General features: G+C 76.2%; 8 protein-coding genes and 1 pseudogene. 4 read left to right on the top strand and 5 right to left on the bottom strand.

The features are described from left to right. Nucleotides 1–521: pseudogene (locus tag PYV61_RS12570) on the top strand (hypothetical protein); the annotation flags it as partial. 65 nt (nt 522–586) lie between these two features. Here the strand turns inward: PYV61_RS12570 and PYV61_RS12575 are convergent. Together PYV61_RS12575 and PYV61_RS12580 are read right to left on the bottom strand one after the other, a co-directional pair. After that, nucleotides 587–2,413: a hypothetical protein gene (locus PYV61_RS12575; protein ID WP_275831989.1), complete on the bottom strand. Its 1,827-nt coding sequence runs from the start codon at nt 2,411–2,413 to the stop codon at nt 587–589. A gap of 49 nt (nt 2,414–2,462) precedes the next feature. After that, nucleotides 2,463–3,068: a DUF305 domain-containing protein gene (locus tag PYV61_RS12580; protein ID WP_275831991.1), complete on the bottom strand. Its 606-nt coding sequence runs from the start codon at nt 3,066–3,068 to the stop codon at nt 2,463–2,465. A gap of 195 nt (nt 3,069–3,263) precedes the next feature. On the opposite strand from PYV61_RS12580, the gene PYV61_RS12585 reads away from it, so the two are divergent. Next, the gene (locus PYV61_RS12585) at nt 3,264–4,097 is read left to right on the top strand and encodes a M48 family metallopeptidase (protein ID WP_275831993.1); all 834 of its coding nucleotides are present in this window, start codon (nt 3,264–3,266) and stop codon (nt 4,095–4,097) included. Nucleotides 4,098–4,179: 82 nt separating this feature from the next. Next, entirely contained in the window at nt 4,180–4,497 is a 318-nt protein-coding gene (locus tag PYV61_RS12590; RefSeq protein WP_275831995.1) for a DUF4235 domain-containing protein, read from the top strand. Nucleotides 4,498–4,701: 204 nt separating this feature from the next. On the opposite strand, the gene PYV61_RS12595 is transcribed toward PYV61_RS12590, so the two are convergent. The 3 genes from PYV61_RS12595 to PYV61_RS12605 form a co-directional block, all read right to left on the bottom strand. Further along, nucleotides 4,702–6,129, bottom strand: coding sequence for a hypothetical protein (locus PYV61_RS12595; RefSeq protein ID WP_275831997.1), 1,428 nt, complete (start codon nt 6,127–6,129; stop codon nt 4,702–4,704). Further along, nucleotides 6,129–9,860, bottom strand: a complete 3,732-nt coding sequence (locus PYV61_RS12600) for a TonB-dependent receptor (protein ID WP_275831999.1) — start codon at nt 9,858–9,860, stop codon at nt 6,129–6,131. The genes PYV61_RS12595 and PYV61_RS12600 overlap by 1 nt, the downstream gene beginning before the upstream one ends. A gap of 146 nt (nt 9,861–10,006) precedes the next feature. Beyond that, a complete protein-coding gene (locus PYV61_RS12605) occupies nt 10,007–10,711 on the bottom strand; it encodes a hypothetical protein (protein WP_275832001.1) in 705 nt (234 codons plus the stop codon). Between the two features lie 147 nt (nt 10,712–10,858). On the opposite strand from PYV61_RS12605, the gene PYV61_RS12610 reads away from it, so the two are divergent. Further along, the gene (locus PYV61_RS12610) at nt 10,859–11,335 is read left to right on the top strand and encodes a hypothetical protein (RefSeq protein ID WP_275832003.1); all 477 of its coding nucleotides are present in this window, start codon (nt 10,859–10,861) and stop codon (nt 11,333–11,335) included. The last annotated feature ends 52 nt before the right edge of the window (nt 11,336–11,387 follow it).

An 11,387-nucleotide genomic window follows, 5' to 3' on the forward strand; every position in this document is an offset into this window, starting at 1 on the left:
CGGCGCCCGACCCGAACGCGCCCGCGCCCACCGCCAACGCGCTGCTGCGCTACTTCGCCGGGCGCACGGCGACCGACGCCGACGCGCGCGCCGCCGTGCGGCGCGGCTACGACGCGTACCGCGCGTTCTACGACCGGCTGCCGGCGACGTACGCGGAGTGCGCGCCGCTGCTCGACCGGCCGCAGCGCGACGACCCGCCCGGGCGCGCGTTCGCGCGGGCGCGCGCCGCCGTCGTCGCGCGGCTCGCCGGGTCGATGCGCGCGGCGGGGGTGTCGGCGATGGTCTACCCGACGATGCCGTTCTCGGCGCCGCGCGCGGTCGACCCGTGGCCCGACGTGCGCACCCCGCTCGGCTACGGCAACTGGCTCGGGCTCCCCGAGGTGTCGGTGCCCGCGGGGATGCAGGGCGACGGGCTGCCCGCGCTCGGCCTGTCGGTGGTCGGGGTGCCGGGGGACGACGCGCGCGTGCTGGCGTTCGCGCACGCGTACGAGCGGCGCGCGCGGCGGTTCGCGAAGCCCTGAACGCGAGCAGGCCCGGCGCGGGGCCGGGCCTGCTCGTGGGACGGTCTGCGGGTCGAGCGGTGCGGTCAGCGCGAGGCGTTGGCCAGCTCGCGGATCGCCTGCGCCATCGTGCGCACCTTCGCGGCGTCCTTGGCGCCGTTCGCGTCGCGCGTCACGGCCGTCGCGAGCGTCGTCAGCGCCGTGCGGCGCGCGGCGCCCTCCTGCTTCTCGGCCGCGTCGAGCGAGGCCGCGATCGCCGTGCGGCGCGCCGCCGGCAGCCCGTCGTTGCGCCCGAGCTGGTCGAGGTACGCGCGCACCACCGGGAACGCCGCCGGCCACACGATCTTCGGCTGGCTCTGCGGGTTGAACTCCTGCATCATCACGAGCTTCGCCGCGTCGATCTCGTTCTGCGACAGGTGCTCGCTCGGCGTCAGCTCGAGGATGTCGAGGCCGCGCGCCATCTCCGACGAGTAGATGCGCCCGTTGTACCAGTAGGCGCCCCACGAGCCGCCGATCGTGCTGCGCTGCGGCTGGCGCGTCTGCGACGGCGGGCCCTGGTCGATGAGGGGCGGCTGGTCGATCGGGCCGCGGTCGAAGAACGCGATCTCGACCGGCTTGTCGGCGTCGGTGAAGTCGATCACGTCGACGCCGCCCTGGTACCACCCCTGCACCATCACGTCGCGCCCCGGGATCGGGATCAGCGAGCCGTTGTGCGACACGCAGTTCTCCTGCGCCGTCTGCGCCGACGGCAGCTTGAAGTACGCGTGCTGCTTGAACTTCTTGTCCGGCCCGATGGAGAGCGTGGTGTTGCCGCCCATCTCGAGCGGGTGCTGCTTCTGGCAGTTGGGCGAGGTGCCGCCGCCCCACTCGTCGGTGAACACGACCTTCTTGCCGTCGTTGCTGAACACCGCCGTGTGCCAGAGCGAGAAGTTCGTGTCCGCCGCGGCGGTCAGGCGCTTCGGCTTCTCGGGGTTCGAGATGTCGACCAGGAGGCCGTGGCTGGCGCACGCGCCGGCGAGCAGCCCCATCTCGGGGTACGCCGTGACGTCGTGGCAGTTGCGCGGGCCGGCGGCGGCCATCTGCGCCAGCATCGCGCTGTCGGCGCCGGTGGTCGCGCGGGCGCGGCGCGTCTGCCCGCCGCGCATCGGCGCCGGGGTGAGCCCCGTGAACACGCGGGCGCCGGTCACCACCGCGGCGTCCTGCGGGCGCGCGAGCGGGACCTTGATGACGTCGAGGCGGTAGAGCGAGTTGGTCGTGTCGGCCGGGTCGCCGCCGTTCTTGCAGCCGGCGAGCTCCGCCTCCGGGCGCGCGCCCTGGCTCCCCGAGACGTAGAGGTAGACGATCCCCTTGTCCTTCGGGTGCGGGACGACCGTGTGCGTGTGCGAGCCCTTGCACGTCTCGACGTTCTTCACGAGGCGCGGGGCGCGCGGGTTGGACACGTCGTAGATGCGCACGCCGGCCATGTGGTCGGCCGGGTTCTCGACGCCGCCCTTGCCGCAGTCCTTGCGGTTCCCGCCGCCCTCGGCGGACACGAACAGCAGGTTGCCGACGATCGACGGGTCCCCCTGCGACGTGATGCACTCGACCGCCGAGAGCATCTCGGGCTTCGCCGGGTTGCTGACGTCCCAGATCGAGAAGCCGGCGAAGTTCCCCTGGTAGACCAGGTTCCCCTTGAACGCCAGGTCGGAGTTCACGAAGGTCAGGCCGACCGCCGAGTCGAACGGGGTGGGCTTGCCGGCGTGCCCGACGAGCTTCATCCCCTTCGCCGCCTCGCCGGCGTCGTGCAGCCCGGCCTTCAGGCCGTCGCGCGGGTCGTTGCCGGGCGGGTAGGTCTGCGCGCCGAGCGCGGGCGCGAGCGCGAGGGCGGCGGCGAGCGTCGGGACGACGGCGCGCGTCCAGCGGGCGGGTTCCATCAGGCGGGACTCCGGGTGGTGGGGTTTCACGACCGAATTCACTGCTGGTTCACTGCTGGGTCAGCATGTAGCGCATCAGGCCGATCTCGGCCGTCTGCGTGCTCTCGACGTCGTTGGCGAGGACCGAGACGTCGACGTCCTGGCCGGCGCGCGGGGTGGCGAAGAGGTCGGCGACCATCTTCAGCGCCCCCTCGTGGTGCCGGATCATGTACTCGAGGAACAGCTTGTCGAACGCCTTGCCGCGCGACGCCTCGAGCTTCTGCAGCTCGGCGGCGGTCAGCATGCCGTGCATGGTCATGCCGCGCCACGAGCCGGTGTCGGGGGCGAACTGGCCGTTGGCGCGCAGCCACTCCTGCATCAGCTGGATCTCGCCGGCCTGCGACAGGTCGATCTTCTGCGCGAAGCGGGCGAGGCGCGGGCTGGCGCCGCGCGAGGGGGCCATGCGCGACATGTGGATGGCCTGCGCGTGGTGCGCGATCATCCCCTGCATGAAGCGGACGTCGGCCTCGACGAAGCGCGCCCCGGCCGGGATCGTGACCGGGGGCGCGCCCGCGGGCGCGTGGTGCTCGTGCTGGGCCGCCGCCGGGGCGGCGGCGAGCGCGAGCAGGAAAGCGACGGTGGCGGCCGGCAGACCGCGCCGGAGGGACGCGTGCACGCGAGCGGGGGTTGTGGCGGACGGGGACGGCGGACGGGACGGGCCCGCCGGAGCCCCTCGAAGGTGTCCCCCGAGTACGTCCGGGGGAAGGAGAGCGCTGGCCCCGGGGCGGGTGCCCGTGGCCCGAACGTTGTACCCGCGTACCCGCAAACGCCGCCCAGCGACACACCCCGCCACCGCCCGGAACGTCACCCGATGCCCCTCTCGCGCCCCCGCCGGGCCGTCGCGCTCGCCATCGCGTCGGCCCTCGCCGCCTGCGGCCCCGCCTCCGAGGACGAGGAGGTCGCCCTCGGCCGCGAGACGGCGGCCCAGATGGACGCCCAGCTCCCCCTGCTCGCCGACCCGCTGGTCACCCGCTACGTCGACAGCCTGGGGACCGCGATCGCCCGGCGGACGGCGCGCGCCGACCTGGCGTGGCGGTTCGCGGTGGTCGACGCCGACGTCGTCAACGCCTTCGCCCTCCCGGGGGGCTTCATCTACGTCTACCGCGGGCTGCTGGAGCGCGCCGGCTCGATGAGCGAGCTGGCCGGGGTGCTGGGGCACGAGGTCGAGCACGTGGTCCGCCGCCACTCGGTCGAGCAGATGCGCAAGGCGCAGGGGGCGCAGACGGGGGTGTCGATCGTCTGCTCGCTCACCGGGTGGTGCCAGGGCCCCGCCGCCCAGATCGGGATCCAGGTGGGGGGCTCCCTCCTCTTCGCCCGCTTCGGGCGCGAGGCGGAGCGCGAGGCCGACGCCGGCGCCTTCGACAACGTCCGCCGCTCGGGGATCGACCCGGAGGGGATGCGCACCTTCTTCGAGCAGCTCGCCGAGGAGGAGCGGCGCGCGGGGGGCGGGGCGGAGGCGCTGGCCTGGTTCGCCGACCACCCGGGCACCGGGGACCGGATCGCCGAGATCGAGCGGATGCTGGGCGCCCTGCCGGCCGACGCGCGCGCGGGGCTGGCGGCCGACGACGCGGGGTTCCAGCGCGTGCGGGCGCGGCTGGCCGCCCTGCCGCCGGCGCGGCGGGTCGAGGGGATGCCGGGGAGCTGAGCGCGGCGCCGGCGCGGGCCGGGGGCGGCACGCCCGTTGCCCCTGCGCCCGGCACACGAACGCACACGAACCGGGAGCGGGCATGACGACGCGGGCGATGACGGCGGCACGGGCGAGACGGCTGCAGCAGTGGACGCTGCTGGCCGCGGGGGCGAGCGCGCTGGCCGCGCCGGTGGCCGAGCGCGCGGTGGTGGCGCTCTGGCGGCTCGCCTCGGACGAGGAGCCGCCGCTCGACCCGGCGGGGCCGGACACCACGTGGGGGCAGGCGCTGGCCTGGACGGCGATCAGCGCGGTCACCGTCGCGGTGGTGCAGCTGGCGGCGCGGCGGGGGGCCGCGGTCGCGTGGCAGCGGGCGACGGGGCGGCGGCCGCCGAAGCGGGTGCGGCGTAGATCGGGGTGAGGCGCAGATCGGGACAGGGCGGAGATCGGGATAGGGCGTAGAGCGGGGAACGGCGAACCTGCCGACTATGAGCTGGCAGGTCCGCCGTTCCCCGATCTCCGCCTCACCCCTTCGTTCGGTTCACCCCGCTCTGCGCCCTGTCCTGCAGTGCGCCGTACCCCGCTCTGCGCGGTGCAAAGCCAAGGGCGAAGCGTCGCCAGCGAGCTAACGCAGACGAACGCGCGCCAGCCGCACCCCACTCGCATCCCGCATCGCCAGGAACACCACCCTCCCCCGCCCGAACCCCGCCAGCTGGTACCCCGGCGGCAGCTGCAGCCGGTCGGCCAGCGCCCCCGTCCGGTCGACGACGTCGTAGACCGCGCCCCCCGGCGTCGGCCGCGCGGGCGTGGGGCGGATCCACAGGTAGCCGTCCGCGTCGGCGCGCACCGCCCCCGGGCCGAACGGCGCGCGGAAGCTCGGCAGCTCGGCGGCGTCCATCACCTGCGGCTCGCGCAGCGTCGGCATCGGCGGCGGGTCGCCGCCGGGGGCGATCGGGCCCGGGATGCACGACGGCGTCGTCCCCTGCAGCGTCGGCTCCTCGCCGGCCGCGCACGCGAACACGTAGCGCGCGGGGAACGACGCGCCGGGCGGCAGCGTCCAGTCGCGCCCGAAGCCGAGCGGCATCGCGTACCCCTCGGGGACGGCGAAGCCGGCGGGGTAGGCGCGCCGGTAGGTGTTCACCCAGCGGATCATCTGCGTGACGTGCTGCGTCGTCGCCGAGCGGCGCTGCGACGCGCGCACCGAGTCCACCAGCCGCTCGCGGTCGGCGTCGGTGAGGCGCTGCCACGGGAACGGGAGCTTCGGCCCCGCCGTCCACGTGCCGTCGGCGTTCCGGTAGTCGACGCGGTAGTCGATCGCGCGCACGAACGCGACCGCGCCGTCGGGGAGCACCGCCCAGTCGTCGGTCGTCGGCAGCGGGTTCGTCTTGTCGGAGACGTCGACGTTCCCGCCGGGGAGGCGCCGCACCACCAGCGCGCGCTTCGGCGTGCGGACCGCGCCGAGCGTGTCGAGCCGGCGCGCCTCGACGTCCATCGCGACCACGAACGCCGAGTCGGGGTCCTGCGGGATCCACGGCACGCCGCGCGGGGGGCGGACGCGCGGCGGGGCCGGGCGCGCGGGGACGCGGTAGACGAGCCGCCCGCGCCCGTCGGTCCCCGGGACCCCGGCGCCGCCGCCCTGCCCCGCGAGCCACTGCACGTCCTGCACGCGCGGCACCGAGCGCACGCGCGCCACCTTCCCGGCCGGGTCGAGCACCAGCATCACGTACGACGCCGGGTCGACGAACAGCGTCGAGTCGCCGCGGTACGGGATCAGCGCCCCGGGGCGCGTGCCGTACGCGTTCTCCACCTCGGCCAGCGAGTCGAGGACGACGCCGACCGCGCGCAGCGTCGTGTCGAGCAGCAGCAGGCGCCGCCGCGCGCCGTCGTTGAGCAGCACGCGCCCGTCGGGGAGCTCGCGCACCCCGGTGACCGCGCCGATCGGCTCCGTCGACAGCGCCGACGCGGTGGCGACGCGGCGCACCGGGACGTCCTGCGCCGCCGCCGGCGCCGCGCCGGCGAGGAGGGCCAGCGCCGGCAGTGCGCGCGCGCGCATCAGTCCCCGCCCCCCAGCGTCCCCGCGCCGACGTACACGCCGGTGCCGCCGCGGATCGCGTCGAGGTAGCGCGGGTCGAGCACGTTGAGCACCGACGCCGGGAGGCGGCGGCGCTGCGCGGGCGTGAGCAGCGCGCGGATCGCGGGGCCCATCGCGGCCAGCATGTCGAGCTGTGCGCGGCGCGCGCGGGCGTAGCGGGCGAAGGCGTCGTCCTCGTCGAAGCGCGCGGGGAGCGCGGCGAGCCGGCGCGCCACCGGCGCCCACAGCGAGTCGCTGCGGTAGGTGTAGCGGCGGTTCATCGCGGCGATGCTGTCGGCCTGCGCGGCGGTGAGGCGCAGCGAGTCCTGCTGGCGGAGGATCGTCGCCATCGGGTTCGGCAGCGCCGAGGCGCCGGTGCCGCGGAAGAAGGACTCCTGGAAGCGCGTCCCCGGGCGCGTGCGCCCGCTCGCCAGCTGCTGCGCGAGCCCCTGCCGCTCGCGCACCGGCCCCAGGTCGACCTTCACCAGCGCGGTGAGCGTGACCGGCGCGCGCAGCGCCAGGAGCTGCGGCCGCGCGGCGCCGAAGCGCGGGTTGACCTCGTAGCGGTAGCGGCGCGTCGCGGGGTCGAAGCCGCGCACGTAGAGCAGCGCCGGGTCGGGGGCCGCGCTCTGCCCCCACCCGCGCAGCCCGCCGGACCCGTTCACCAGCAGGTCGGCGGCGCCGAGCGGGTTGGAGAGCGAGAACGACGCCGAGGTGCGGCGCGGGAGGCGGAACCGCGCGCGGTCGACGGCGACGTTGAGCGTCGCGTTGGACGTCCACGGGCCGCGGCAGCTGTGGCGCGCCGCGATCCGCCCGAGCTGCCGCGCCAGGCACGCGCGCGCCGCCCCCGACGTGCCGGCCAGCAGGTCGCGCATCCCCGCCGCCAGCGCCGCGTCGCCGCGCGCCTCGGCCGCCGCCGGGTCGAACACGAAGGCGCGGTCGTTGGCGTAGCCGTCGCCGTTCACGTCGCCCGCGACGACGGGCGTGTAGGCGGCGCCCGCGTTGAACGTGCCCGCCCAGTTCACCTGCACCGCGCCGAAGAACACGTAGCGCAGCGCGTACTGCAGCTGGTGCGGCCCCTGCGCCGCGCGCGTCCACTCGACGTCGAGCGGGTTCCCCGCCGTGCTGGCGAAGCCGGACGCCTGCTCGCGGACGCGCTGGTACGTGTACGCCGCGTTCCACCCGAACCGGCTCGGCCCCTGCGTCCGCGGCGACAGGCGGAGGCTCAGCTGCGCCGTCCGGGACCGCAGGTCGGAGCGCAGCTCGGTCACGCGCGCGAACGCCGGCGACAGGCGCGCGTCGCGCGACGCCAGCGCCCCGGTGGCCGGCACGATGCTCGCCGCGTCCACGAACACCGGGCGCCCCTCCCCGTCGACCGCGAACCGCTCGTCGGCCACGAAGTTCAGGTCGAAGCCGCGCTGCTGGCGCAGGTTGAGCGCGGCGGTCGCCTCGACCGTCGCGTTGAGCCGCGCGTCGAGCAGGCTCCCCGTCCAGCCGAGGTTCCCGCGCAGCGCGCGCTGGGGGCGGTAGTCCGGCGACACCAGCGTGACGTTCGGCAGCGCGTCCGAGAACACCGTCCCCGCGCTCCCGTCGGCGCACCGGCCGGGGACGAGGGCGGGGTCGTCGGCGTACGCGGCCCAGTCGGGCGTCGGCACCGCCGGCCCCACGCACGCGATCTGCTGCGTCCCGCTCGGCAGCCCCGTCGCGTCGAGCGCCGCGCCGACGCCCCCCGCGCTGGCCGCGTTGGCGAACATCCCGAGCCCCCCGCGCAGCACGCCGCGCGGCGCGCGCGCGGCGCCCTGGAACGCCTCCAGCTCCGGCGACCGCCCGAGCGTCCACGAGAAGCCGACGCGCGGGCTGACGGCGACCGGGGTCGGCACGCGGTCGTTGCGGCGCCCGAACGCGCGCTCGACCGCCGGGTTGTACTGCGGCGTCGCGGTGAAGCGGCTGGCGTCCACGCGCACGCCGTACTGGAGCTGCAGGTCCGGGGTGCGCCGGTACGCGTCGCCGACCGCCAGCGAGCCCGTCACCTGCCCCGACTCGCGCTGCCGCACCGACAGCGTGCGGCTGAACGACGCCGGCCGCCCCGCCTCCAACTCCTCCAGCGAGTTGAAGGTGAAGGTGCCGAGCAGGTTCGACGACGGGTCCTGGCGGCTCCCCGCGTACTGCAGCTCGGTCGTCAGCTTGAGGCGGTGCCGGTTCGCGTCGTCGAACCACGACAGGTCGTGCTTCAGCGAGCCGCCCGCCGACCGCGTGCGCCCACTGAGCCCCTGGTTGCCGCCGAAGGTGAGGCTCTGCACGCCGCTCCCGCCGTCGGCGAACAGCGACGCGACGCGCACGCGCCCGAGCGGCAGGTCGACGTACGGGTCGCCGCGGTTGTCGGACAGGGTGAGGCCGGCCGACGTCTCGCTGAGCAGGAGCCCGAGGTAGCCGCTGTGCCGCGCCTGCACGCCGCCCGTCCAGTTCATCCGGTCGCCCGAGGCCGAGGGGAGCTGCGTCGCGCCGCCGCCGACGGGGCGCTGCCGCCCCCAGTTGGCGTTCACCGTGACGCCGAACGACTGCCCGCTCGACGAGCCGGGGGGCGAGAGGTCGACGCTGGCGAGCAGCGACCCGTTGTCGCTCACCCGCCGCGCGTGCGCCGCGCCCCCCACCGGCACGCCGCGCCGCCCGAGGATGTCGAGCAGGCGCCCCACCGAGTCCGCCGCCACCCCCGCCGTGCGCAGCCCGAGCGCGCTCGTGCCGAGCAGCGACGCGTTGTCGCGCGCGTTGCGCCCGAGCTGGTACGAGACGTTGTAGAACGCCTTGTTGGGGCGGATCGGCCCCGCCAGCACGCCGCTCAGCGACAGGTTGGTGAAGCGCGTGCCCAGCGCGTTCGCGGCGCGGTCGGTCCACTGCAGCTGCGGCGCGTTGAGGGCGAGGCTGGCGCCGCGGTTGCGCGTGTTCGTCCCGCTCCCGGTGCGCACGTTGAAGTTCGCGCCGCTGAAGCCGCCTCGCGACACGTCGTAGGGCGAGGTGGTGAGCGTGGCGACGACGTTCGCGTCGCGCGGCAGCCCGTTGGCGCCGACGGGCAGGCCGTTCAGCGTGACCGCGTTCTGGTCGGCGCCGAGGCCGAGCACCGAGAAGCCGTCCGGGCCCCCCTCCAGCCCCGGCACGAGCAGGACGCCCGGGAGCGACGCCGCCATCGCCGCGACGTCGCCCTGCTGCTCCAGCGGCAGCACGTTGGGCGCGACCGTCTGCTCGGTGCCGCCGACGTCGCGCGGCTGCGCCTCGGTGCGCGAGACGCGCCGCTGCACCGCCTCGACCACCGCCACCGTGTCGAGCTGCACGACGGCGAGCCGCGCGTCGGCCACCAGCACCGCCTCGTCGGCGAGGCGCTTGACCTGGAACTGGCGGTACACGTAGCCGACGAGCGCGTAGCCCATCATGTAGTCGCCCGTCCCGCCGGCGAACGCGAGCTGGAAGCCCCCCTGCGCGTTGGTGCGCGCCTCGCGCGTGACGTTCCCCGGGATCGACGTCGCGGTGACCCGCACCCCCGGGAGCCCGAGCCCCTCGGCGTTCGTCACGCGCCCCCGGATCACGTCGGTCTCCTGCGCCGCCAGCGGCGCGGCGGCGAGCGGCGCGACGGCCGCGGGGAGGGCGGCCAGCAGCAGCGCGAGCGCAGCCGAGCGCCACGCCCGGCCCGGTGGGTCCTGCCGCTGCGGGATCCCGCGCACCGCCCTTCCTCCGTCGTCGCGATCGTGGGCGCGCCGTCCGGCGCGCGGCCCGGAGACGTCCGAGGCCGCCGCGTTCGACAGACGGAAGCGGCGGAGCGTTGCGTCCCCCGGCCAATGTGGCCCCGCGCCGGCGCGCGAGCCACCGGTCACCCGTCGGCGGCGAGCGCCCCCACCGCGCCGATGACGCCCAGCGCCACGAAGTAGAAGAGCGCCGGCAGCACGAGGAACCACGCGCGCGCCCGTCCCCGGGCCACCGGGAAGCGCGCGCGCACGCCGCGGTAGGCGATCCACGTGCCCCAGAACGGGAAGACGAGCACGAGGAAGTCGACGGCGCCCGCCGGGGCGGCCCAGTACGCGCCGAAGTCGGCGTGCCGCGCCGTCGCCCCGAGCATCACGAGCACCGACGGCGCGGAGCGCACGAGCAGCGACGGCAGGAACACCTCGCGCGCCGACTCGGCGTCGACGCCGGGGGCGCCCGACCAGCGCAGGCGCACGCGGTACCACCACGCGCCGACGTGCCAGATCAGCACGGCCGACATCACCCCCGAGACGAGCACCACGCCCCAGTAGACGGGCCACGCGCCGGCGAGCAGGTCGGCGAACGCGCCCTCGCCCGGCCGCGGGCGTCCGAGGTCGTCGCGCAGCATCGTCTGGTCGATCCGACCGATCGCCGTGGCCATGCCGCCGACGAGGGCGAGCGCGGGGAGCGCCGCCGGGTGCCCGAGCCACGCGGGCGGCCGCGCGTAGAAGCGCCGCGGGCGGAACGGCAGGTCGGCGAGCCCCGCCTCCGGCGACCCGCCACGGGCGGACGGCGCGGCGGCCGGGAGGGCGGTCGGATCGGCGTCGGACACGGGAGCGCGCGGGAAGGGCCGGCGATCGGGGGCGGCGCCGTCGTCGGCACGTCGCGCCCGGAAGCTACCGCTGGCGAGCTCGGGCGTACAGCCGCGCCCGTCCCGCGCGGCTGGCCGGTCGCGCCCGTCCGGCGTACCGTAGCCGCCATGCGCCCCGCCACCGCCGCCCTCGCCCTCCTGCTCGTCGCCGGCGCCGCCCCCGCCCGCGCGCAGGACCGCTTCACCGACATCATCGCCCGCGCCCCCGAGTCGAGCGTGCGCAACGGCTACGTGGTGAACCACCGCCGCGAGGCCGTGCAGCGCGAGATCACCGCGCGCCCGCCCACCGAGGCCGAGCTGGGGGTGCGCCTGCCGCCGGGCGCGCGCCTCGTCCCCGACCGCACGGCGCTCCAGATCGTGCAGTACAACCCGGTGTGGCGCGTCTACCAGTACCGCGTGGCGATGTCGCGCGAGGAGCTGGTGCGCTTCTTCACCGAGCAGGGGCTCGAGTACGACGCCTCCCAGCAGTGGCTCTACTTCCCCGGCGGGAGGAAGAAGGAGGGCGGCTTCATCGACGACCTGCACCACGGCGCCCAGGGGATCCGCATCTGGCGCAGGCCGGCCGCCGCCAGCGCCGCGCCGTGACGCGCGCGTCCGGGCGTCAGGCGCGCCGCCGCTGCGCGCGCGAGCGCAGCCG

The organism is Roseisolibacter sp. H3M3-2 (assembly GCF_029211165.1).
GTDB lineage: Bacteria > Gemmatimonadota > Gemmatimonadetes > Gemmatimonadales > Gemmatimonadaceae > Roseisolibacter.

What these genes read in the sequence shown, in the direction of transcription:
- PYV61_RS12575 (WP_275831989.1), bottom strand. Translation starts at nt 2,413, where the DNA reads ATGGAACCCGCCCGCTGGACGCGCGCCGTCGTCCCGACGCTCGCCGCC.
- PYV61_RS12585 (WP_275831993.1), top strand. Translation starts at nt 3,264, where the DNA reads ATGCCCCTCTCGCGCCCCCGCCGGGCCGTCGCGCTCGCCATCGCGTCG.
- PYV61_RS12590 (WP_275831995.1), top strand. Translation starts at nt 4,180, where the DNA reads ATGACGACGCGGGCGATGACGGCGGCACGGGCGAGACGGCTGCAGCAG.
- PYV61_RS12595 (WP_275831997.1), bottom strand. Translation starts at nt 6,129, where the DNA reads ATGCGCGCGCGCGCACTGCCGGCGCTGGCCCTCCTCGCCGGCGCGGCG.
- PYV61_RS12610 (WP_275832003.1), top strand. Translation starts at nt 10,859, where the DNA reads ATGCGCCCCGCCACCGCCGCCCTCGCCCTCCTGCTCGTCGCCGGCGCC.